This is a genomic window from Allobosea eneae (assembly GCF_042657265.1).
In the GTDB taxonomy this organism is placed as follows: domain Bacteria; phylum Pseudomonadota; class Alphaproteobacteria; order Rhizobiales; family Beijerinckiaceae; genus Allobosea; species Allobosea eneae.
Map to the genome: position 1 here is coordinate 77,267 of NZ_JBHSLW010000037.1, position 22,028 is coordinate 99,294.

Below are 22,028 nucleotides of genomic sequence, written 5' to 3' on the forward strand. Positions count from 1 at the left end.
GGGCTTAGTAGAGGAGGAGCGCGAGCAGCATCAGAACGAAGGGGACGAGGGTGGCGCGCCAGCCGATCGACGGGGCGGCGATGCCGACGCCGGTGCCGACCAGGGTCAGCAGCGTGCCGATGATGGCTGTGCCCCAGGCGTGCTTGGTGCCGCCGACGGCGAGCGCCGCGACGATGGCGAGGCAAGCAAGCGTGCCGACTTCGGCGAAGTGCACGAAGCCCACATAGGTGCGCTCGTGCTCCGGATAATCCATCTCCGGAATGTCGGCGGCGTGTCCGTGGTCGGCCATGAAAAAAGTCCCGAGTTCAACCCTATCCTGAAGCCCTGTACCGCACCTGAAAAGGGTCTGGCAACGGAGTGTCGGGGCGGCTGCGCCCATTTTCTGCGCAGCTGCAACATGACGCTAAGGAAAAACCGCAATCCTTGTCAATTAAATCGATTTAAATCCCGTCATCACCAGCGCGATCTGTGGCAGCAGCGCCGGCGGGGCATGTGCCGCGGCACAACTGTATTGACGATTCTGATCGTCAGGAATGCCCAAGTCCGGCTATAGCCAGGGCTGCGGCCTGTTCCAGCGCCACGCGCTCGACGCTGAAATCCTCGATCTCCTGCTCAAACAGCCGGTGGAAATTCAGCTCGGCGTCGAGATGCAGGAAGACGCCGCCTAAGCCGATCGCGGCGCGGTCCATGAAGACAAATTCGCGCGGCACCGTCACCGGCCCTCGTGCCTTCAGCGCCGAATGGACCTGGAAGGCCTGCTTGCGGCCGTATTCGGCCGGGCTGACACCCTCGGCGATCCGGCGGGTGCGATCCTCCAGCAGCGGCCCATAGATGAACCGCGCCCAGATGTTGAGGATGTCGATCAGCTCCTTGTTCAGCCCCTTGAAGCCCCAGACCTCATAGGCATGGACGACGCGGGCGTCATCGCCTTCGAGCAAGCCGCGGTAGAGGTCGACCACGCCGCCGACGAAGCTCGGCGGAAAGATGCGGATGCAGCCATAGTCGAGCAGGTTGATACCCCCTGGCTCGCCGCCCTCCTGGAAAACCGTGTAGTTCCCGAGATGCGGATCGCCATGGATTACGCCGTGATGGCTGAACGGCCGCCACCAGGCTCGGAACATCGCGGTCGAGATCCGGTCGCGGACCTGCTGACTCGCCTGCTTGTGGTTGAGGATCTTGTCGCCGTCGAGCCAGCCCATTGTCAGCAGCCGCCGCGTCGACAGCTCCGGCACGACATCGGGCACGCGCACCTCCGGCGTCGCCGCGAGCATCTGCCGGTAGAGCGCGACATGCTTTGCTTCGCGGCGATAGTCGAGCTCCTCGCGGACGCGGGCGCTGATCTCCTTGGCGATCTCGCTGGTGTCGATCACCGCGCCCATGCGTCGGTGCAGGCCGAACAGGATCTCGAGCTGGGAGATATCGGCTTCGACGGCCGATTCCATGTCGGGGTATTGCAGCTTGCAGGCGAACGGCGCGCCATCGAGCGAGGTCGCCCGGTGCACCTGCCCGAGCGAGGCCGCTGCCGCCGGTTTCAGATCGAACTCGCCGAAGCGTCCGCGCCAGCTGGCGCCGAGCTCGGCCTGCATCCGGCGCTTGACGAAGGCCGCCCCCATCGGCGGCGCTTCCGACTGCAGCTTCTGCAATTCGGCGGCGTATTCCGGTGGCACCACGTCGGGAATGGTGGCGACGAGTTGCGCCACCTTCATCAGCGGCCCCTTCAGCCCGCCGAGCGCCTTGGCCAGCGCCTCGGCATTGGTGGCGTTGCGGCCTTCCAGCCCGAACAGCTTGGTGCCGGCGATGCGCGCCGCCACCCCGCCGACATTGGCGCCGACGCGGGCATAGCGCGCCGCGCGGGCGGAGAATCGATTGGCTTCGCTATCGCGTTCGGACATCGGGGCTCGCACGGCTTATGACGGGCTGCACCCGATGTAGGCGCTCCACCGGGGAAAGCCAGCGGGCATGCTGTCTCAGGAGCGCCGTGCTTGCGGAACCGCCGCCAGGCTCGCCCTGACGTCGGCCACGCTCGCCGGCCGCCCACCGGCAGCCTCGACCTTGCGGACCATGGCAGCGATCAGCTCTGCATTGCTGCGGCTCTCGCCGAAGGGCGCATCCTCCAGCCCAGCCCGGACATGGACGCCGCGCGCGACCGCAGGGGCGACGATCTCGGTAAGGTCGACGCCGAGTCCGGCGATCATCACCGGGGCCTGCGGCGCACACTCCGCCAGCAGGGCGAGATGGGCCTCCAGCGCATAAGGCTTCGGGGGGAAGCCCCAGGCGAAGGCGTCGGAGAACATCAAGCGATAAATCGGCGTCGGCATGCCGGAATAGACCTTGGCCAGCGCCGCGCCCAGGCGGGTGAAGCCGGGCTCGTAGATCGCATAGCTCGGATGGATGCTGTGCTTCTCAGCCACCGCCATACCCTCGCGAATGTGCTCGCCGGGGTTCTGGTAGATGAAGCCGGCCTCGCCATCAGGGATGCCGGCGAAGGTCGTCCAGTTGCACGAGCCGGGATCGAGCACGCCCCATTCGACCAGGCCGCGCTTGGCGAGTTCCTCCAGATGCGCGTAGCGGCGCGAGCCGATCATGTCGCCGGCGTAAGCAGGGCCCAGGATCGGGATGGTCGGGTAGACGATCGCATCGACCTTGGCCCTGATCCCCTCGATGGCTTGCGCATAGAGTTCCCAATCGTCGCGCTGGCGGCCGGTCTCGAGGTCGTAGACATGCAGGTGGACGATCGCGGCGCCGGCCTCGACCGCAGCGATCCCGTCGGCGACGATGTCGGGGATCGCGATCGGAATGCCGGGCTGGCGCTCCTTGCCCCACGGCCCGTTGATCGCGGCCTCGATCCAGATCGGGGTTTTCATCGGGGTGCGTCCTTCGGCCAGTTGTCGCGGATCCAGCGCGTCAGCCCCTCCTCCTCGACCTCGCCGGCGGCGAGTGCGAGGATGGCGGCCGTCGCCTCCGGCTCGGGAACCAGGACGTCGATGCCGTTGAGGCCAAGGAAGACAATCATGGCGGCGAAGGCCGCCCGCTTGTTGCCGTCGACAAAAGGATGGTTGCGCGCGACGCCGAAAGCGTATGCCGCTGCCAGCGCTGCAAGATCGTCCTCACTTTAGGCATGCTTGTTCGGCGCACGCGCCAGCGCCGATTCCAGCAGCCCTTGATCGTGTATGCCTTCCGGCCCGCCGAACAGCGCCAGCTGCTCGGCATGGATATCGATCACCAACTCGACGCTGACCGAGACCGGCTCGGTCTTTTCGCCAGAGCGCGGTAGGTGTTCGCATAGGTCTTGAACGAGCGGCGAGCGATTTCGAGACCCCGCACATGGGTATCGTCACGTCGTGTCAGCTTCAGGCCGAGCTCGGGCTGCTCGACCACCGTCAGCTTGTCGCCTTCGGCCAGCTTCAATCGCGCCAGCAGCTCCTTCGGCAGGATGATGCCGACAGAATTTCCGATCTTTCGGACCTGCAGGACCATGGCCTGCTCGCCCGCCGGCTTTTCGGGCTTGTTCATGGCAGGCTCCAGGCTTGTCTGTTGTACAAAATGTATAACAGACAAGCGCTCTGCCGTCAGCGCCGTTCCCGATGGTGGTCGTCACAGTGGCGGCCTCCAGCGAAAGGGAAGCCGCCAGGACTGATCCGACCGCCTCACTCGCCCTTGTTGACCGAGATCGGCTTCAGCGCGTTGCTCGGCTGGACGTATTTGGCGATCAGCGCGTCATAGGTGCCGTTCGCCTGCAGCCGCTCGAGCGCGCCCTTGACCGCGTCGCGCAGCTGGCCGCCCTCGGCCGTCTTCGGGAACGGGATGCCGGTCAACGAACGGGTGAAGGGCTCGCCGAGCGGGATATAGGTGTTGGGCTCGAGCTTCTGGAAATGCGTCATCGTCTCGCTGCCCTGGACGCCGCCCTGCAGGCGCTGCGTCTTGAGCTGGGTGCGAGCGTCGACCGACCCCTCGGTTCCGACCACGGTGATCGCCGGCTTGCCCTTGGCGACGCAGTTGGCATCGCTCCACTCGCCGATCTGCTTCGGCCAATTGGTCGAGCGGCTGGCACCGACGCTCTTGCCGCAGAGATCCTCGACGCTCTTCACCGAATCCTTGAAGGCGGTGACCGTGTAGAACTGTGCGCCCGAGACCATGTAGTCGACGAAGTCGACCGTCTCGCGCCGCGCCGGCAGGTCGCTCATCCCGGCCATCACCATGTCGACGCGGCCGGTCGTCAGTGAGGGCAGCATCTGGGCGAAGGCAGTGTCCTGCCATTCGGCCTTGACGCCGAGCTCCTTGGCGATGGCTTCGCCGAGCTCATAGTCGAAGCCGGCCATCTGGTTGGTCGCCGGGTCCTTGTAGACGATCGGCGCATAGTTCGGCTGGGTCGCGATGACGATCTTGCCGGCGGTCTTGATCCGGTCCGGCAGGGCCTGGGCCTGGGCGACGAGCGCGGTGCCGGCGATGAGCGCGGCGGCGAGCGAAAGGCGAAGCATGGTGATCTCCCTCTTGTCTTTGCTTGGGTTCACTGGGTCTCGGGTCACTTGAGGACGGCGGCGATAAAGTCGCGGGTGCGGGCCTGGCTCGGCGCGACCAGCACCTGCTGCGGCGGGCCCTGCTCGACGATCTCGCCCTTGTCCATGAAGACGACGTCGCTCGCGACCTCGCGGGCGAAGCCGAGCTCATGGGTCACGACGATCATGGTCATGCCGGAGGCGGCGAGGTCGCGCATCACGTTCAGGACTTCGCCGACGAGCTCCGGGTCGAGCGCCGAGGTCGGCTCGTCGAACAGCATCACCTGCGGCTTCATCGCCAGCGCGCGGGCGATCGCGATGCGCTGCTGCTGGCCGCCCGAAAGCTCGATCGGATAGGAATCGCGCTTCTCGGCAAGGCCGACGCGGTCGAGCAGCGCCATGGCCTCGGCGACGATCTCGCGCCGCGGCCGCTTCAGCACCGTGAGCGGCCCCTCGATGATGTTCTGCAGCACCGTCATGTGGTTGAACAGGTTGAAGCGCTGGAAGACCATGCCGGTCTTGAGGCGCTGGCGCGCGATCTCGGTGTCGCTGAGCTCGTGCAGCTCGTTGCCGACGCGGCGATAGCCGATCAGCTCGCCGGCGACGGTGATCGCGCCGGCGTCGATCTTCTCGAGCTGGTTGATGCAGCGCAGCAGCGTCGACTTGCCCGAGCCGGACGGACCGATGATGCATTGCACCGCGCCCGGCAGGACCGAAAGCGAGACCTTGTTCAGCGCCTTCAGCGGTCCAAACTGCTTGGTGACGCTGGCAGCGACGACGATCGGGGACAGGGACGTCACGCGGCGGCCTCCTCGGCGACCTGGGGCTTGGCACGGCGCTCGCCCCGACCCTTTGAGAAGGCGCGTTCCAGGAAGAACTGTCCGATCTGCAGCAGGGTGACGACGAGCAGGTACCAGCCGGCCGCGACGATCAGCAGTTCGATGACGCGGGCATTGGCATAATAGACGTTCTGCGCATTGCGCAGGATCTCGGAGAACTGGATGACGCTGGCGACCGAGGTCAGCTTGACCATGCTGATCACCTCGTTGCCCACGGGCGGAATGATCACCCGCATCGCCTGCGGCAGCACGATCCGGCGCAACGTCGTCAGCCGCGTCATGCCGATCGCCTTGGCGGCTTCGGTCTGGCCGAGATCGACCGAGAGGATGCCGGAGCGGACGACCTCGGCGGTGTAGGCGCCCTGGTTCATGCCGAGGCCGAGCAGGGTCGCCATGAACGGGCCGATGATGTCGATGGTGCGCCACTCGATCACGCCGGGGATGCCGATCGTCGGGAAGACCAGCGCCAGGTTGAACCAGAGCAGCAATTGCAGCAGCAGCGGCGTGCCGCGGAAGAACCAGATGTAGAACAGGGCGACGCCGCGCAGCACCGGGTTCGGCGACATGTACATGATCGCGAAGACCACGCCGAGCACGATGCCGAGCCCCATGGCGCAGACGGTCATGATCAGCGTGTTGACGAGGCCGGCGAGGATGGCCGGCGCGGTGAAGAATTGCGCCACCACCGGCCAGGCGATCTGCCCCTGGGCGAAGGCCTTCACGATCCAGGCCAGCACGAACAGGATCGCGGCAGCGGCAACCCAGCGCCCGTAGAAGCGCTTGGGCACGATAGTCAGGCCGGCAATCTCGGCGAGGCCGCGATCCGGCATGGTCTGGGTTGCACGGCTCATGCTGCGCGCTCCCTCGTCCACTGCGAGAAGCCGGTGAGCCAGCCGCGGAAGCGGCCGATCTGCTCGGCGACCCGTACGGGCGCCGTACCGCCATGGCCGCTGCGCGCCGCCACCGCCGCATCGAGCGTCAGTACCTTGAGCACGCTCTCGTCGAGGCGCGGATCGATCGCACGCAGTTCCACCGGCTCCAGCCCTTCGAGCTCGCGCCCCATCTCCTCGCAATAGCGCACCAGCGTGCCGCTGATCTCATGCGCCTCGGCGAAGGGCACGCCCTTGCGGGCGAGGTGATCGGCGACTTCGGTGGCGAGCGCAAAGCCGGCGCCGGCCTGCGCCCGCATCACCTCGGGCTTGGCCTCCATCGTCGCGACCAGCCCGGCGAAGGCCGGCAGTACTTCACCAAGCACATCGACCGCATCGAAGGCCGCGCGCTTGTCCTCGGCGAGGTCGCGGTTATAGGCGAGCGGCAAGCCCTTCAGCGCGCCGAGCATGGCGACGAGGTCGCCGGTCAGGCGCGCCGCCCGGCCGCGCGAGATCTCGGCGATATCCGGGTTCTTCTTCTGCGGCATGATCGAGGAACCGGTCGCGAAGGCATCGTCGAGCACGACCCAGCCGAACTGGCGCGAGGTCCAGAGCGTCACCTCCTCCGCCAGCCGCGACAGGTTCGTCGCCAGCATCGCCGCAACGAACAGGAACTCCGCGACATGGTCGCGCGCGCCGACGGCGTCGACCGAGTTCTCGCAGGGGCCGTCATAGCCGAGCGCTTTGGCGCTGAGCTCGGGCGTCAGCGCGATCGCCGAGCCGGCGAGCGCGGCGGCACCCAGCGGCGAGAGTGAGGAGCGCTTCTCCCAATCCTGCAGGCGGGAGGCGTCGCGCGACAGCGCCTGGCCATGGGCCATCAGCCAATGGCCGAAAGTCACGGGCTGGGCGCTCTGCAGATGGGTGAAGCCGGGGCAGATCGAGGCCGCGTGCCGCTCGGCCTGGCCGGCGATGGCATCGAGCAGCTCGGCCAGCATCGCGCCGATCGAGCGCGCCTCGGCGCGCAGATAGAGCTTGAGGTTGTTGGCGGCCTGGTCGTTGCGCGAGCGCCCGGCCCTGAGCTTGGCACCCGTAGCGCCGATCCGGGCGGTCAGCACGCGCTCGATGAAGGTATGGACGTCCTCGTCGCTCTCGTCAGGGGCGAGCGTCCCGGCGGCGAGGTCGGCAGCAATCGCGTCGAGCGCCGCGACGATGGTCCTGAACTCGTCCTGGCTGAGCAGTCCGGCGCGCTCCAGTTCAGCCGCATGGGCCTTGCCGCCGGCGATGTCCTGCGGCGCAAGGCGGGCATGGGCACCCGCCGCGCTCGACAGCTTCATCATGCGCGGGTCTGGCGACTTGCGGAAACGGCCGCCCCAGAGACGCGTATTGTGGTTCATGATCTTCTCCCCTGCGCAAAACACTGCGCCCTTGACCGCGCAACCGGCAAACGAAACGATCTCCTCAAGGGTAGTCGCTGAAGGAATATCTGTTTGGCCGGCCGCAATCTCCCGCCGTCGACCACGGCGCTCCGGGTCTTTCTTGCCGTCGCCCGCCTCGGCTCGACGGCGAAGGCGGCCGGCGAGGTGCACCTGACCCAGAGCGCCGTCTCCAAGCAGATCCAGGCGCTGGAGGACCATCTCGGCACGGAGCTGTTCGAGCGCAGCCCGGCCGGGCTGAGACCGACCGAGGCCGGCACGATCTACCGCCCCTATGCCGAGGCGGCGATCGAGCAGATGGAGCGCGGCGCCCGCCGCCTCGCCGAGCGCGCCGCGATCGGCCGGCCGATCCGCCTGCACATGATCGCCATCGCCGGCGAACGCTGGCTGATGGAGCGTTTCCCGGAATTCGCCCAGGCGCACCCCGAGATCGACGTCCAGTTCACCAATTTCGTCAGCGAGAAGGAGATCGAGGAAGCCGACCTCGAGATCGTCCATGGCTTCGGCCCCTGGCCGGATCGCGAGTCGCACTACCTGTTCGGGCGCCAGGTCGCGTTGGTCGCCGCGCCGTCGGCGCTGGAGCGCTTGGGCGGTTTCAATCGCGCCGCCGACGTCCAGAAGATGACGCTGCTGCAGCATTTCCAGATGCCGGCCTTCTGGGCGGAATTCACCGAGGCGCACGGCCTGCGCGGCGCGGTGCCCGCCCACACCGTGCGCTACGGCTATTACTCCGTGATCATCCGCGCCGCCGTGGCCGGGCTCGGCGTCGCGCTTGCCCCGCGCTGCTATGTGGCCGAGGAACTGGCCTCGGGCGCGCTGGTCAATCCGCTCGACCTCGCCTTCGACAGCGCCACCGGTTGCTGGCTGACGGTCAACCCGCAGAGCGAGCGCAGCCCCGCCCTGGACGCTTTGGTCGCCTGGCTCTGCGAGGAGGGCCGCCGCTTCGACGCCGCGGGTTGAGGCTCGGGCGGGGAGGCGGCCGAATCGCGCACTTCCCCTGGCGATGCAGAGCGCTCATGCTGCCACCGCCGTGGCTAAGGGCGACATCACGGTCGAGATTGCCTTATGAGCATGCCGGACACGCCGGAAGTCGAGGACAGAATGAACGTTCCTGCCGCCACGCCCCAGCCCCTCCGGCACCCTGCCCTCGACGACCTTACGACCGCCCTGCGCGAGCTGCTCGGCCCGCGCTGCTCGACCTCGGACAGCGAGCGCGAGCATCACGGCCATGGCGAATCCTATCATCCGACCAGGGCGCCGGACGTGGTCTGCTATCCGCAGACGACCGAGGAGGTCAGCGCGATCGTCAAGCTCTGCCATCAGGCGAAGGTGCCGGTCATCCCGTTCGGCGCCGGCACCTCGCTCGAAGGCCATGTCGTCGCGCTGCATGGCGGCGTCTGCATCGACCTGTCGCGCATGAACGCGATCACCGCCGTCAACGCCGAGGATCTCGACTGCACGGTCGAGGCCGGCGTCACCCGCAAGCAGCTCAACGAGCACCTGCGCGACACCGGCCTGTTCTTCCCGGTCGATCCCGGCGCCGACGCCACCCTCGGCGGCATGACCGCGACGCGCGCCTCCGGCACCAATGCGGTGCGCTACGGCACGATGAAGGACAATGTGCTGGCGCTGACCGTCGTGCTCGCCGACGGCACCATCCTGAAGACCGGCGGGCGCGCCCGCAAATCCTCGGCCGGCTACGACCTCACCCGCCTCTTCGTCGGTTCGGAGGGTACCCTCGGCGTCATCACCGAGATCACCTTGCGGCTCTACGGCATCCCCGAGGCGAGCTCGGCCGCGGTCTGCTCCTTCCCGGACATCGCCAGCGCCGTCAATTGCGCCATCGAGACGATCCAATGCGGCATCCAGGTCGCCCGCGTCGAGCTGCTCGACGAGACCTGCATGCGCGCCATCAACCGCCACAACAATCTGAGCTATCCCGAGACGGTCGCGCTCTTCCTCGAATTCCACGGCACGGAGGCGGCCGTGGTCTCGCAGGCTGAGACCGTGCAGATGCTCGCCGAGGGCCATGGCGGCGAAGGCTGGCGCTTTGCCACCAGCACCGAGGAGCGCAACAAGCTCTGGCAGGCAAGGCACAACATGCATTACGCGCTGCTCGCCTTGCGTCCCGGCGCCAGCAGCTGGGGCACCGACACCTGTGTGCCGATCTCGCAGCTCGCCACCTGCATCACCGAGATCAAGGAGCATGCCAAGGACGCGCCCTTCCCGGTCACGGCGCTCGGCCATGTCGGCGACGGCAACTTCCACATGGGCTTCCTGATCCGGATGGATTCGCCCGAGGAGCTCCGCGAGGCCGAGCGGCTGAACGGCCTGCTGGTCAACCGCGCCATCGAGCTCGGCGGCACCTGCACCGGCGAGCACGGCGTCGGCTACGGCAAGGCCAAGTTCCTGCGCAAGGAGCATGGCGACGCCGCCGTCGAGGTGATGCGCACGCTGAAGGCGAGCCTCGACCCCGACAACATCATGAACCCCGGCAAGGTGCTGCCGGCCTGACGGCCGGAAAGCGTACTGGCTTCACGCGGAGTCACGATCGTCACCCTGGACGAGCGACCTGGAGCCATCGCAGAGCCCTAATGCTCTCCGATGGCTCCCGGATCGGCGCGGCTTCGCCGCCTGTCCAAGGCGACGTCGCAGGTCCGGGCAAAATCCCCAGGCTTCGATGAAGCGCGCCCCGGCAAGCGCTCACATCACGGCGTCGAGAATGCCTGCATAGTCTGTTGCGCTCAGCGGCTTGGGATTGGTCTGGTGGCTGTGGTCGGCGAGCGCCCGCTCGCAGATCCAGTCGAACATCGCCCGGGTCACGCCGAGCTCCGACAGGGTCGCGGGCAATCCCAGATCGCGGTTGAGACGCTCCAGCGCGGCGGCAAGATCGCTCACGCCGGCCACCTCCTGCAGGCGCGCGATCTTGGCGGGCACGGCATCGGCGTTCCAGCGCAGCACCGGCGGCATCAGGATCGCGTTCAGCGTGCCGTGATGCAGCTTCAGCGATTTGATGCCCCCGAGCGCATGGCTCAGCGCATGGACCGCCCCGAGACCCTTCTGGAAGGTCATGCCGCCTTGCAGCGCCCCCATCATCAGTTCGCTGCGGGCATCCGCGTCGGCGCCGTCGGCGAAGGCCTTCGGCAGGGCCGCCCAGATGCGCGCAAAGCCATCGACCGCGATCGCTTCGGCCGGCGGGTTGTAGCGCGGCGAGAGATAGGTCTCGATGCAGTGCGAGAGCGCGTCGAGACCGGTCGCGGCGGTGAGAAAGGGCGGCAGGCCGAGCGTCAGGTCGGGGTCGCAGATGGCGCGCTTGGGAATGAGATGGGGGCTGATGAAGCCGAGCTTGCGCTCGTCGTCGAGCGTGATCAGCGCGGCACGGCCGACCTCCGAGCCTGTGCCCGCCGTCGTCGGAATGGCGATCAGCGGCGCGACCGCCGCGGTGATGCGCGGGATGCCGCCGAGAATGCCGGCGTATTGCGCGAGATCGCCCGGATGCGTCGCCAGCAGCGCGACGCCCTTGGCGAGGTCGATCGGCGAGCCGCCGCCGAAGGCGACGACGCCGTCGCATCCCTGCTGGCGATAGAGCGCCAGCGCCTGCTGGACGCCGCTCTCGGTCGGGTTGGTCGGCACGTCCAGGAAGGTCGGGACATCTTTGCCGATGAGTGACGTCACGCGCTCGAGCAGCCCGGTCGAGGCGATGCCATGGTCGCTGACGAGCAGTGGGCGCGAGATGCCCAGTTCCTGCATCGCAGCCGGCAGCGACCCCAGGGCGCCGGAGCCGAAGTGGATGGTGGTGAGATAGGTGATGATGTGCATCGTGCTTCCAGTTCGCTTGTTTGGTGGCCGGCTGCAATTCAGCCGGCGAGATAGCCGCCATCGATCGGCAGGATCACCCCTGTGACAAAGGCTGCTGCGGGTGAGGCCAGGAACAGGGCTCCGCCGACGATGTCGTCGGGCTGCCCCCAGCGCTTCAGGGCGGTCCGGGACAGGATCGGGCCGCTGCGCTCCGGATCGCTGCGCAGTGCTTCGGTCAGGGGCGTGGCGATCCAGCCCGGGGCGATCGCGTTGACGCGGATGCCGTCGGACGCATAGGCGATCGCCAGCGACTTCGTCATCTGGCCGATGCCGCCCTTGCTGGCCGAATAGCCGGGAACCAGGCCGCCGCCCTGAAAGGTCAGCATCGAGGCGAGGTTGATGATCGCGCCCTCCCCGGTCCTGGCCAGGAGCGGCCGCGCCGCGGCGCAGACCCGCATCGAGCCGGTCAGGTTGACGTCGATCACCGCGGCGAAGACCTCGGGATCGAGCTCGTCTCCGCGCCGGATGATCCCGGCGCAATTGACCACGACGTCCAGCCTGGCGAAAGACGACAGCAATGCCGTAACCGCGCCGCCGTCGCGGACATCGAGCAGACGATGCGCGACGCCTAATACCGCCCGGCCGGCAGCCGCCTCGACCTCCGCCTGCGTTGCGCCCGTGGCCACGACGTCCGCACCGGCTCCGGCGAAGCCGGCCGCGATGGCGGCCCCGATGCCGGAGGTGCCGCCGGTGACCAGGACGCTCCGCTCGGCGAAGAAGGGGCGGGCCCATTGCGGATCAGGGGATATCGTCATGTGGTCCTTGGTTGTTTGCTGTCCGCGCCGACAGCGCGGGATGGTCGCCCTGCCGCCCGAAGGAGCGGCAGGGCCGGTACTCAGTTCTTCGGCGTGAAGACGTAGCCCTCGCCGATCATCGCCGCTTCGGGAATCTTCGGCAGATCGGAGAACAGCTCGGGCTTGGTCTTCATCACGTCGACGATATAGCTCGCATTCATGTGCTTGTTCACGTCGAAGGTCTTGTCGATGAAGCCGAGGCGGTTGAGCGTCGCGACGGCGCTATGCAGCGCGGCGTAGTTGTTCGCCGACAGCCGACGGTCGGCCTGCTGGATGTTGAAGGCCATCGCCTTCTCCGCGACGGCCGGATCGAGGCCGGGAATCCAGCGGGTGGCGGTTTGGGCAGCGTCCTTGGGATTGGCGCGCATCCACTTGTCGGCCTCCGACAACCCGGCCAGGAACTTCTTGATCGTCTCACCGTTCTTCGCGACCCAGGCGCGTAGGCCGACATTGAAGCCGATATAGGAGATGTGGTTGCCGCCGCGAATGACCTGATAGGCGCCGGGGACGTCCTTCTGGGCGACGATCGGCCACGGGTCCCAACCGACGAAGGCGTCGATGCCCTTCGACAGCAGCGCCACCGTCATGTCGGGCGGCGGGGTGTTCACCAGCTGCACGTCGGCGACCTTGAGCCCGGCGGCCTCGATCAGCGCCAGGATGTAGAGATGGTTGATCGTGCCGAACGAGGCGGCGATCTTCTTGCCCTTGATCGTCGAGAGATCGCCGGCCTTGATGCCGGAGCCGTCGCGCGCGACCAGCGCCACCGTGGTGTCGGAGCCGAGCTGGGCGGCGTTGCCGCTATAGTTGCCGAGCGCGACCAGATCCATGCCGCGCACCACGGCGCCGATCATCGGCACGCCGACCTGCACCGTGTCGACCTGGCCTGCCTGCAGCGCGTTCAGCGCATCGACGCCGGTGGCGAAGGGATTGGCGATGGTGACGTCCAGCCCGTTCTTCTCGAAGAAGCCCTGCTCGAGCGCAATCGCCAGGCCGAGCTGGTCGATACCCGAGACCATGCCGGCCTTGAGCTTGACGAGTTCCTGCGCGCTCGCGGCGAAAGGTATCGCGAGCGCCAACCCGACGGCCAATGCAAGTCGTCTGATCATCTTTCTCCTCCTCCCTATGTGAGCGGCTCCACCTTCGAGACCCAGAAGGGCCTCGCCAGTGTTTTCAGTTCCGCCCTGTTGACCCCGCGCACCTGCACGGAATTCCCTTTTGTCCCTGAGACACGCCCGAGCTGCTGGAACTTCTGGATGTGGAAGCGTTCCGGCGGGAACGGCAGCGTGACGAGGGCGTTGAGACGGCTGCCCTGCTCGGGGAAGCCCACTGCGATCTTTCCGGCCGCGGCCAGGCTGAGCCAGGCCTGCCAGCCGATCAGCGCCACGATCACGGCGGCGACGATCCTGCCGCGGGTCGACGTGATAGCCTCCCGGAGCACGCTCATGCCGAGCGCACCAACTGCAGGACCTGGTTCGACAGGGCCTTGAAGCCGTCGTCCTCGACCAGCCTGGTCCAGGAGCGCGGACGCGCGAGCGGCACCGCGACCTCCGCCAGCACATGGCCTTTCGAGAGCACGACCACACGGTTGGCGAGGAAGACGGCTTCGGACACGTCGTGGGTGATGAACACGACGGTGGGCCGCCGCTCCTCCCAGATCCGGGTCAGCTCCTCCTGCAAGGTCATCCGCGTCTGCGCATCGACGCTGGCGAATGGCTCGTCCATCAAGAGTACGTCCGGGTTGTTGGCGAGCGCGCGGACCACGCCGACGCGCTGCTGCATGCCTCCCGACAATTCGTTCGGATAGCGCTCGGCCGCATGCGAAAGCCCGGCGAGCGCGAGGTATTCCTCTGCGATCCTGGCGCGCTCCGCCTTGCCGACGCCGCGCATCTTCGGCCCGAAGGTCACGTTCTCCGCCACCGTCTTCCACGGGAACAGCGCGTGCGACTGAAAGACCACGCCCCGGTCCGGGCCGGGACCCTTGACCTGATGACCGTCGACAAGAATGCGCCCGCCCGAGATCGGCACGAAGCCGGCGATCATGTTGAGGATCGTCGACTTGCCGCAGCCGGACGGCCCGACGACCGCGACGAAATCGCCTTCGCCGACCTGCAGCGACACGTCCTTGATCGCGGTGAACTGCGTGCCCCTGTATGGATCGAAATAGGTCTTGGACAGGTTCTCGAGGACGAGGCTCTTCATGTCGTCACCAACCCCCAGCGCTGCCCCGTCGCCCGCTCGATCGGCGCCAGCAGCCAGCTGTCGACGATGTACCAGAGCACCCCGAGCACGATCATGCCGACGACGATCTCCTCGACCGAGCCCGCCCGCCGCGCATCGAACATCAGAAAGCCGATCCCGCTGGTGCCGACGATGATCTCGGCGGCGATCAGAGCGCGCCAGCCATAGCCGAGCCCGTTGCGCAGGCCGGTGATGATATTCGGCAAGGCGCCGGGCAGCATCACCTCGAACAGGATGCGCGTGCGCGAGGCGCCCAGGCTCTGAGCGGCGCGGCGCAGCTCTGGCTTGACGGTGCGGATGCCGAGGACGGTGTTCAGCACCACCGGGAACAGCACGGTGTAAACGATGACGAAGGTCATCGTCGTCAGCCCGAAGCCGAACCAGACGAGCAGGATCGGCAGCCAGGCGATGTCGCCGATGGCCTGGAAGAACAGCAGGATCGGCCAGCTGATCTCATAAGCCCTGCGGTCGAGGCCGATGAGCACGCCCAGGGGAATGGCGATCGCCATCCCGGCCGCGGCGCCGACGGCGAGGCGCCCCAGGCTGTCGGCGAGGTAGTCGGTCAGGATGCCCTTGTAGAGCAGCGCCCAGCCCTTGTTCAGCACATCGAGCGGCCCGGGCAGGAAGGCGCGCGGGAACACGCCCAGCCAGACGATCAGGGACCAGAGCGCGATCAGCGGGATGAAGGGCACGAAGGCGGCGAGAGCGGGCCAGCGCACCGTCCAGCGCATGTAGTAGCCCCAGAGGAGTTGGAGCGGTGCGATCATGACTGGACCAGCCCCCAGCGTTCGACCGTCGCCCGTTCGAGCGGTGCGAGCAGGAAGCGGTCGAGGACGAGCCAGATCACGCCGATGACGATCATCGCGAAGACGATGACTTCGGTCCGGTAGAAGTCGCGGGCGAGGAACAGCATGTAGCCGAGGCCGACATTTGTGGCGATCATCTCGGCCGCGATCAGCCCGCGCCAGGCGAAGCCGATCCCGGTGCGGATGCCGGTCACGATGTTGGGCAGCGCGCCGGGCAATAGGACCTGCGTCAGCATCTGCCAGCGATTGGCGCCGAGCGCGGCGGCGGCATGGCGCAGCGGCATCGGGATCGTCGAGACCCCCATCAGCGTGTTGTAGGCGACGACGAAGAAGACCGCGTTGAAGATGACGAAGGTGATCGCCCCGAAGCCGTAGCCGAACCAAAGCGTCGCGATTGGAATCCAGGCGATGCCGGCGAGCACGGAGAAGAACCGGAACAGCGGAGTCAGAAAGGTCGAGACGCCCTTGCTCACGCCCATCGCGATGCCGAGCGGCACGGCGGTTAGGATCGCGATCACCGTGCCGACCGTGACCCGCCATAGGCTCGCCCCGACATGCGCGACCAGCGTGCCGTCGACGATCGTGCTCCAGCCGGCCCGCAGCACCATCGGCACGCTCGGGAAGACACGCGGATCGACGGCGAAGACGGTGACGACGGCCTGCCACAGCGCGACCAGCGCCAGCAGCGGCGCGATGAACTTCACCGCGGCCAGCGTGCGCCTGTAAGGCAGCGGCGAGAAGCTGACGACCTCGTCAGTCATGACTGTCCTTGCGCATCGTCCCCCGACCTGGCTCGTTGTTTTTTGTGGCCGGAACCTCTCATCTGCTCGCCGGCCGGTAGAGCGCAGTCGATGTGCGGGCTGAAGCGGCGCCTAGCGGATGAACTGATCGATGAAATCGGCGCCCAGGCCGTTTCTCGCGTAGTGCGCGCGGCACTTGTCGATGCGGGTGAACACGTCGTCATAGCCGACGGTGTTGCCGTCCGGGTCGACATAGATCATGGCGCCGTTCACCTGGAACAGCGTGATCATCTCCTCGACATGGGCGTCCACGACGAGGGTGTGGGTTTCGCCGGGCGCCTCGTAGACGTAACCGCCCTCGCGGGCGACCCAGTCATGTTCGAGATAGCGCCACTCGCCCTTCAGCACGAAGCCGTGGACGGGCAGCGGGTGGCGATGGCGCGAGAGCACGCCGGATTTGCGAACCTTGAGCAGGTTCATCCAGTAGCCGCGGGAGGCGCACATCAGCAGCGGCCGGAACCAGACATTCTCCTCGACCGGCACCCAGACGCGCTCGTCGGTCGGGATCGCATCCGGGATCACCAGCTCGGGCGGGGATTCGCGCGGCTGCGGCTTCCTGTAGGGAATCCATTTTTCGTGAACAGCGGCATCGGCCGGCGTCGAGATCGCCATGTTTTCCTCCCGCACCCGCCTTTTCGTCCCCGTTGCGGACCTCCTTAGCGAAGCCTAAGCAGGACAACATGAAACGAAGGCGATCGAATATTTGACCACTATGTGGTCATATTGCCCACATTATCGATAGGAGAGGGTTTGCTTGTCAAGCTCGGTCGAAGGGATGTCCGCCGTGGACACGAGTTCTTTGGATGCGCAGGCGGAGCGGGCGCGCTCGCAGGTTCAGGGCACAGCGTCCTTCGGGAAGTTCATGGTCGTTCTGCAGGCGATCGCCGACGCGCCGGGCAAGCTGGACATAGCAAGGCTCGCCAAGCTCCTGCCCTATCCGCGCGGCACGCTGTACCGGATCGTGACCGCCCTGCTCGCCGAAGGGCTCATCGCCGAAAGCCTCGACAACGGGACTTACCAGCTCGGCCACAGGCTGATTCATCTTGCATCGAAGAGCTGGGAGACCTCCGATCTTCGCTCGGTGGCGCGCATGCATATCGAAGCCCTGCGCAACGCGACGGAGGAGACCGTGCATCTCGCCGTGCCCAGCGGCGACGGCATGGTCTATATCGACAAGCTCGAAAGCCCCCGCACTGTCGGCATGATGTCGCGGATCGGCATGCGCGTCGAAATGCACTCGACATCCGTCGGCAAGGCCTATCTCGCGGCGCTGCCGGCGGAGCAGTGCCGCGCCCTGATCGAGCGGCTGACCATGCAGCCGCGCACGCGCAACACCATCACCGATGCCGATTCACTGAACGCCGACATCCAGAAGACGCGGGCGCGTGGCTACTCCTATGACAACGAGGAGAACGAGTCCGACATCCGCTGCTTCGGCGGCGCGATCCTTGACCGCTCAGGGCGTCCGGTCGGAGCGGTCAGCCTGAGCATCCCGCTTTATCGCTACGACGAGGCGCGCGCCGGGATCTTCATCGAGAAGGTGCGCGACACGGTGCAGGCGATCTCGGCCTCTCTCGCCACTATCCTGTGATGCGGACCCGGCGATCCTTGCCAGTGCCCCGCCAGCCCATTCCCACTCTACTAACTACAAAATGGCCTGATCGCCCACCATGTGAGCGGATGGCCAAGCCAATTGAGCTGTGCTTTCCTGCGATGGGGACAGTGGATCCTGGCAGGCATCCGCCACGATGATCGTATCGAGCCAGCGCCCGATCGCGCTCCCGTGCGAGAAAGATCAAATTATCGCCTCATGCGCCTGCTCGACTGACGCATTCGGAAAGGAGGGGCAAACATGCGCATTGTACTCGCGGTCATCGCCATGGCTCTCGCCGGCTGCAGCGGGAGCAACGAGCCTAGCGGCGTCGCCCGAAATCTGACGATCGGCACCGAACAATGCTCGAAGTTCAAATGGGGCACGTCGGAGATGGCCGAGTGTCTCGACCGGGCCGCGGAACGCCAATCGGCGACCATCGCCAGCCCTAAGGATGCCGACAGCGGTTGATCGCACGAGGTTTTTGATTTTGTTCCATGCGCGGGTGTCATCCCGCGCCCGCTCAGAAAACTTGTGCAGCGCAGCAATAGTTCATATCTAATCCGTGCCGAAGCAACCTCCCACGTTTCGAAAGGAGCGATCCATGCTGGAACGGCACGATTGTGAGTGTGCGCTCGAGACAGAGCACGACCACGAAGACAACCACGAAGCGCAGCCGCAGGACGTCACTGAAACGTTCTCGCCGCGCGACCACCAGGCAGGCTTCTGGAGCTAGCCACTCGAGACCGGGCGGAGGGCCTGAGGCCCTCCGCCATCAAATTGGTGCCAGACATCTCTCGTGAACATAGGCCAAACGACCCGCCAGCGCGCTTCAAGCTAGAGCATTTTTGAGCGAAGCGGACACCGGGTTGCGTGAAGAAAATTCGATAAAACAAAGACTTAGAGAAATTTCGCGATTCGAAGAATTGCGGAAATTCTCTAGAAATGCGCGAGATAGCCGCCATCGACCGGCAGCGTTACACCGGTGATGAACGACGCTTCCGGCGAGCAGAGGAACACGACCGCACCGACCAGCTCCTTCGGCACGCCCCAGCGTCCGAGCGAGGTGCGATGCGACAAGCGTTCAGCGATGCCGGGATCCGCAACCAGCGCTGAATTGGCTTCCGTCGCGAAGAATCCCGGTGCAACGGCGTTGACGGTGATGGCGCGGTGGCCGAGTTCGGCGGCGAGCGCCCTGGTCAGCGCATCGAGCCCGCCCTTGCTTGCGATATAGCCGGGATCGCCTGCCCGGGCGATCGGCCCGGCGATCGAGGTGATGTTCACGATCCGCCCGCCATCGGGCATATGCGGGGCCAGCTGCCGCACCAGATCGAACGGTGCGACGAGATTGACCTCCAGCAAAGCCCGCAAGGCGGCGCGATCGAGCTGATCGAGTGGGCGGCGGTCGCGCACACCGGCATTGTTGACGAGGATGTCGACGCTCCCGCGCTGCTCGACGAGCTTGCGGCAGGCAGCTGCCGTCGAAGCCTCGTCGGCCAGATCGGCAACGAGCGTGGAGACGCTGGCGCCATCGGCGGCCAGAGCATGCATCGCTTCATCCAGCTCGGCAGGTTTGCGCCCGTGCAGCACGACATGCGCACCGTTCCCTGCGAGCCCATGGGCGATCTCGAGGCCGAGCCCTCTGCCCGCCCCGGTGACCAGGGCGGTCTTACCTGCCAGTTTCATCAGGGGTCCTCGATGTCGCGAAGCCGTGTCTCACCGGCCGATCCAAATGCATTTCACTGCTCCATCAACAGCCGCCGACCCGTCGAAAAGCCGGCAATGTGCCGCACTTTCACACCGGGATCGCACCTGCTAGACGAAAGCCCAATCGCGCGTGCACGGCGCAAACAGGTCACAAATACGATGCTCCTTCGCGTTGGCACCCGCCGCAGCCCCCTTGCCATGACGCAAACCAACTTTGTAATTGGTGCAATTCAGGCGTTGCACCCGCATATCGAGTTCGAAATTTGCCCGATCTCGACGGTCGCCGACCGTGACAGGGTCTCCGAGTTTCATCAGTTCCGCATGATCGGCGTCTTCACGACCGAGCATGAGGAGCAATTGCTCCGCAAGGACGTCGACTTCGTCGTCCACTCCCTCAAGGATCTGCCCACCGTGCTGCGGGATGGTCTCACGCTGGCCTCGGTGCCGAAGCGCGAGGATCCGCGCGATGTACTCTGTGGCGCAACGCTCGAAGGATTGCGCGAGGGCGCCAGGGTCGGAACCGGATCGCTGCGCCGCCGCGCCCAGATCCTGAGCCTGCGGCCCGACGTCACCGTCGTCCCGATCCGCGGCAATATCGGCCCGCGGCTCGCCAAGATCGAAGGGGACGACGCGCTCGATGCGGTCATCCTCGCCCATGCCGGGCTGGAGCGCCTCGGCCTCGTCAGCAAGAACTCCGAATTCCTCGACCCCGTCGCCTTCCCCTATGCCGTCGGCCAAGGTGCGCTGGGCATCGAGGCGCGCAGCGAGGATGCCGACCTGGTCGAAATCCTGCGCTCGATCGAGTGCAAGCAGACCCGGGCCGAGGTCGATGCCGAGCGCGAGATGATGCATACGCTCGGGGCCGGCTGCAGCCTGCCCGTCGGCGCCGTCTGCAACTGGCAGAACGAGCGGCTGAGCCTGCAGGCCCAGATCACCTCGCTCGACGGCCATGAGCGGGTCGTGGCGTCTCAGGATGAGCACGGTGACCGGGCGCGCGAGCTCGGCCTTGCCGTCGCCGAGACCCTGAAGGTCCGCGGCGGCGAGAAGATCCTGCAGTCGAGCTATCGGGAATTCTGCAGCCACTTCAAGATGCTGCAGGCCTGATGCAGAATGGCCGCCTCAGGCGGCCGTCGACTGCGCCATCACATCCATCGCGGCCGCGATCGCAGTCTCGGTCGCCGCGATATCGGCCTCGCTGTGCGGCGCTACCGGCCCGATCGCTACGAGTACCGCGTCGAATACTCGATCGACGGCGAGAATCTCGGTACGCCCTGGAAAGCGATGATCACCGGCAGCGGCCACTTCTGAGGAGCGCCGCTATCGGCTGAAACCGTCAGCGCCGGATGAACGGGTTCGGAATGTCCGACGCCGTCGAGAGCCAGACGCTCTTGGGCTTGGCCGCCGATTATCGCCTTCGAGAGATCGACATCGCCGCAGCAGCTCATTCGAGGCGTTTCGCTGATGCGGCCGCCAGCAAACTGCTTTGACGGCGAAAGATGCCAGCAGCGGAATACGTCTGCCTCGTGGTTGGAACCACCGCACGAATCATTTGTATTGGGCGCGGCGCCTCGCGTGAAAATTGGGACGTGCGCGTGCTCGTGGACGTAAGCGTCCGTTAACCCGCATTAACCAATGGTCAAGACATGACGATGCTGCACCGAGATCGGCACCTTTGGCGATGAGCCCTCGGAAACGCGCTCATCCGACGCCCTTTGCCCTCCCCCGCATGCCATCCAGGCGTGCGGCGCGGTTCGCCATGGCGGCCTTGCTGGGGCTCTCCGGCGCCGGCTGTGGCGAGAGCAGGCTCGCAAGCGACGAGCTCGTCACGGCATCCCGCGCGACCTCGGTCTCCCCGGCCCGCGCGCTCGCCCTGCTCCCGCCGGGCAGCATGCCGGTCATCGGTGTGACCCAGCGCAATTACGACAATGCCGTCTCACAGATCATTTCGCTGGCGACGCGCGGCCGCACACCCGGGGAGAATGCTATCGACATCGCCTTCTTCACCGCGGCCGATCTGCCCGACAGCGCCGCTGTCGCCGGCAATCTGCTGAAGCTGCCGGGAATCGAGGACCACGACGTCGCGCGGGAGATGGAGGACCGCCTGCCGGGCGTCGTCATGATGCCGTCGGCTGTCTTCGTCCAGAACAAATACGGCCCGTTCGGCTACGCCTTCGGCCGCGGCATCGGCGGCGAAGCCTGCCTCTATGCCTGGCAGCGCATCGCCGACGGCGACAGCATCTTCCGGCCGAAATCCGGCGCGGTCTCGGTCCGCATCCGCGTCTGCGATCCCACGGCCACCGAAGCGACGCTGCTGCGTCTGGCCTATGACTATTCGCTCAACGCCTCCTTGCGGCGGCCGGGCTGGAATCCGATCGGCGAGGCACCGCCACCCGCGCCCGAGCTCGGCAAGGCCGGCGCGCCGATCTACCCGCTGCCGCAGGCCTCGTCCCCTGACGCAGCCGCTCCGCAGCGTATCGTGCGCTCGCGGCCGAGCCGGGCCCCGCGAGGTGAAGCCGAGCCCGCCCCTGACCTGCCGGCGATCCCGGACAGACCTTTGGAGGGATATCCCACCGTTCCACCGCCGCCCCGCCCCTGAG

General features: G+C 66.5%; 26 protein-coding genes and 1 pseudogene. 9 read left to right on the plus strand and 18 right to left on the minus strand.

Features of this window, described 5'->3' with window-relative positions:
• Positions 1-4 precede the first annotated feature (4 nt).
• The 9 genes and pseudogenes from ACFPOB_RS22155 to argH all read right to left on the minus strand — a co-directional run bounded on the left by ACFPOB_RS22155 (position 5) and on the right by argH (position 7,598).
• Positions 5-289, minus strand: a complete 285-nt coding sequence (locus ACFPOB_RS22155) for an aa3-type cytochrome c oxidase subunit IV (protein WP_092161272.1) — start codon at positions 287-289, stop codon at positions 5-7.
• A gap of 238 nt (positions 290-527) precedes the next feature.
• Positions 528-1,892: an ABC1 kinase family protein gene (locus tag ACFPOB_RS22160; protein WP_377800553.1), complete on the minus strand. Its 1,365-nt coding sequence runs from the start codon at positions 1,890-1,892 to the stop codon at positions 528-530.
• 75 nt (positions 1,893-1,967) lie between these two features.
• Positions 1,968-2,864, minus strand: a complete 897-nt coding sequence (locus tag ACFPOB_RS22165; RefSeq protein WP_377800554.1) for a beta-keto acid cleavage family enzyme — start codon at positions 2,862-2,864, stop codon at positions 1,968-1,970.
• Positions 2,861-3,226 (minus strand): annotated as a pseudogene (locus ACFPOB_RS22170) (type II toxin-antitoxin system death-on-curing family toxin). Before ACFPOB_RS22170 ends, ACFPOB_RS22165 begins: the two are co-directional and overlap by 4 nt.
• Positions 3,220-3,513, minus strand: coding sequence for an AbrB/MazE/SpoVT family DNA-binding domain-containing protein (locus ACFPOB_RS22175; RefSeq protein ID WP_377800555.1), 294 nt, complete (start codon positions 3,511-3,513; stop codon positions 3,220-3,222). Before ACFPOB_RS22175 ends, ACFPOB_RS22170 begins: the two are co-directional and overlap by 7 nt.
• 134 nt (positions 3,514-3,647) lie before the next feature.
• Positions 3,648-4,478: an ABC transporter substrate-binding protein gene (locus ACFPOB_RS22180; RefSeq protein WP_377800556.1), complete on the minus strand. Its 831-nt coding sequence runs from the start codon at positions 4,476-4,478 to the stop codon at positions 3,648-3,650.
• A 44-nt stretch (positions 4,479-4,522) separates the two neighbouring features.
• Positions 4,523-5,287, minus strand: coding sequence for an amino acid ABC transporter ATP-binding protein (locus tag ACFPOB_RS22185; RefSeq protein ID WP_377800645.1), 765 nt, complete (start codon positions 5,285-5,287; stop codon positions 4,523-4,525).
• 5 nt (positions 5,288-5,292) lie between these two features.
• Entirely contained in the window at positions 5,293-6,186 is an 894-nt protein-coding gene (locus ACFPOB_RS22190; protein ID WP_377800557.1) for an amino acid ABC transporter permease, read from the minus strand.
• Complete coding sequence (gene argH / locus ACFPOB_RS22195; RefSeq protein ID WP_377800558.1) at positions 6,183-7,598, minus strand: argininosuccinate lyase; 1,416 nt, start codon at positions 7,596-7,598, stop codon at positions 6,183-6,185. Before argH ends, ACFPOB_RS22190 begins: the two co-directional genes overlap by 4 nt.
• Before the next feature lie 93 nt (positions 7,599-7,691).
• Between argH and ACFPOB_RS22200 the strand changes: the two genes are divergently transcribed.
• Both ACFPOB_RS22200 and ACFPOB_RS22205 read left to right on the plus strand, forming a co-directional pair.
• Positions 7,692-8,597: a LysR substrate-binding domain-containing protein gene (locus tag ACFPOB_RS22200; RefSeq protein WP_377800559.1), complete on the plus strand. Its 906-nt coding sequence runs from the start codon at positions 7,692-7,694 to the stop codon at positions 8,595-8,597.
• A gap of 141 nt (positions 8,598-8,738) precedes the next feature.
• The gene (locus ACFPOB_RS22205; protein ID WP_377800560.1) at positions 8,739-10,151 is read left to right on the plus strand and encodes an FAD-binding oxidoreductase; all 1,413 of its coding nucleotides are present in this window, start codon (positions 8,739-8,741) and stop codon (positions 10,149-10,151) included.
• 189 nt (positions 10,152-10,340) lie between these two features.
• On the opposite strand, the gene ACFPOB_RS22210 is transcribed toward ACFPOB_RS22205, so the two are convergent.
• The 8 genes from ACFPOB_RS22210 to ACFPOB_RS22245 all read right to left on the minus strand — a co-directional run bounded on the left by ACFPOB_RS22210 (position 10,341) and on the right by ACFPOB_RS22245 (position 16,745).
• Positions 10,341-11,456: an iron-containing alcohol dehydrogenase gene (locus ACFPOB_RS22210; RefSeq protein ID WP_377800561.1), complete on the minus strand. Its 1,116-nt coding sequence runs from the start codon at positions 11,454-11,456 to the stop codon at positions 10,341-10,343.
• Positions 11,457-11,494: 38 nt separating this feature from the next.
• Positions 11,495-12,250 (minus strand): SDR family NAD(P)-dependent oxidoreductase, encoded by a 756-nt coding sequence (locus ACFPOB_RS22215; RefSeq protein ID WP_377800562.1) that lies wholly within the window; start codon positions 12,248-12,250, stop codon positions 11,495-11,497.
• A gap of 80 nt (positions 12,251-12,330) precedes the next feature.
• Positions 12,331-13,395, minus strand: coding sequence for an ABC transporter substrate-binding protein (locus tag ACFPOB_RS22220; protein ID WP_377800563.1), 1,065 nt, complete (start codon positions 13,393-13,395; stop codon positions 12,331-12,333).
• A gap of 14 nt (positions 13,396-13,409) precedes the next feature.
• Positions 13,410-13,733: a hypothetical protein gene (locus ACFPOB_RS22225; protein ID WP_377800564.1), complete on the minus strand. Its 324-nt coding sequence runs from the start codon at positions 13,731-13,733 to the stop codon at positions 13,410-13,412.
• On the minus strand, positions 13,730-14,488 hold the full coding sequence (locus ACFPOB_RS22230; RefSeq protein ID WP_377800565.1) for an ABC transporter ATP-binding protein: 759 nt from the start codon (positions 14,486-14,488) through the stop codon (positions 13,730-13,732). The genes ACFPOB_RS22225 and ACFPOB_RS22230 overlap by 4 nt, the downstream gene beginning before the upstream one ends.
• Positions 14,485-15,294: an ABC transporter permease gene (locus tag ACFPOB_RS22235; protein WP_377800566.1), complete on the minus strand. Its 810-nt coding sequence runs from the start codon at positions 15,292-15,294 to the stop codon at positions 14,485-14,487. Before ACFPOB_RS22235 ends, ACFPOB_RS22230 begins: the two co-directional genes overlap by 4 nt.
• Positions 15,291-16,094, minus strand: a complete 804-nt coding sequence (locus ACFPOB_RS22240; protein WP_377800567.1) for an ABC transporter permease — start codon at positions 16,092-16,094, stop codon at positions 15,291-15,293. Before ACFPOB_RS22240 ends, ACFPOB_RS22235 begins: the two co-directional genes overlap by 4 nt.
• 111 nt (positions 16,095-16,205) lie before the next feature.
• The gene (locus tag ACFPOB_RS22245) at positions 16,206-16,745 is read right to left on the minus strand and encodes a 2,4'-dihydroxyacetophenone dioxygenase family protein (RefSeq protein ID WP_377800568.1); all 540 of its coding nucleotides are present in this window, start codon (positions 16,743-16,745) and stop codon (positions 16,206-16,208) included.
• A gap of 172 nt (positions 16,746-16,917) precedes the next feature.
• On the opposite strand from ACFPOB_RS22245, the gene ACFPOB_RS22250 reads away from it, so the two are divergent.
• The 3 genes from ACFPOB_RS22250 (at position 16,918) to ACFPOB_RS22260 (ending at position 18,460) form a co-directional block, all read left to right on the plus strand.
• Positions 16,918-17,724 (plus strand): IclR family transcriptional regulator, encoded by an 807-nt coding sequence (locus tag ACFPOB_RS22250; RefSeq protein ID WP_377800569.1) that lies wholly within the window; start codon positions 16,918-16,920, stop codon positions 17,722-17,724.
• 261 nt (positions 17,725-17,985) lie between these two features.
• Complete coding sequence (locus tag ACFPOB_RS22255; RefSeq protein ID WP_377800570.1) at positions 17,986-18,195, plus strand: hypothetical protein; 210 nt, start codon at positions 17,986-17,988, stop codon at positions 18,193-18,195.
• Between the two features lie 133 nt (positions 18,196-18,328).
• Complete coding sequence (locus ACFPOB_RS22260) at positions 18,329-18,460, plus strand: hypothetical protein (RefSeq protein WP_377800571.1); 132 nt, start codon at positions 18,329-18,331, stop codon at positions 18,458-18,460.
• A gap of 203 nt (positions 18,461-18,663) precedes the next feature.
• Here the strand turns inward: ACFPOB_RS22260 and ACFPOB_RS22265 are convergent, their stop codons facing one another.
• Entirely contained in the window at positions 18,664-19,410 is a 747-nt protein-coding gene (locus tag ACFPOB_RS22265) for an SDR family oxidoreductase (protein WP_377800572.1), read from the minus strand.
• Between the two features lie 180 nt (positions 19,411-19,590).
• Here ACFPOB_RS22265 and hemC point away from each other — a divergent pair, with 180 nt between their 5' ends.
• From hemC to bcsN, 4 genes are all read left to right on the plus strand, one after another.
• Positions 19,591-20,535 carry a hydroxymethylbilane synthase gene (gene hemC, locus ACFPOB_RS22270; RefSeq protein WP_377800573.1) on the plus strand — a complete coding sequence of 315 codons (945 nt, stop codon included), beginning with the start codon at positions 19,591-19,593 and terminating at the stop codon, positions 20,533-20,535.
• Between the two features lie 6 nt (positions 20,536-20,541).
• Positions 20,542-20,739, plus strand: coding sequence for a hypothetical protein (locus ACFPOB_RS22275; RefSeq protein ID WP_377800574.1), 198 nt, complete (start codon positions 20,542-20,544; stop codon positions 20,737-20,739).
• A gap of 50 nt (positions 20,740-20,789) precedes the next feature.
• On the plus strand, positions 20,790-20,918 hold the full coding sequence (locus tag ACFPOB_RS22280; protein ID WP_377800575.1) for a hypothetical protein: 129 nt from the start codon (positions 20,790-20,792) through the stop codon (positions 20,916-20,918).
• 269 nt (positions 20,919-21,187) lie between these two features.
• Positions 21,188-22,027, plus strand: coding sequence for a cellulose biosynthesis protein BcsN (bcsN, locus tag ACFPOB_RS22285; protein ID WP_377800576.1), 840 nt, complete (start codon positions 21,188-21,190; stop codon positions 22,025-22,027).
• Position 22,028: the final 1 nt, after the last annotated feature.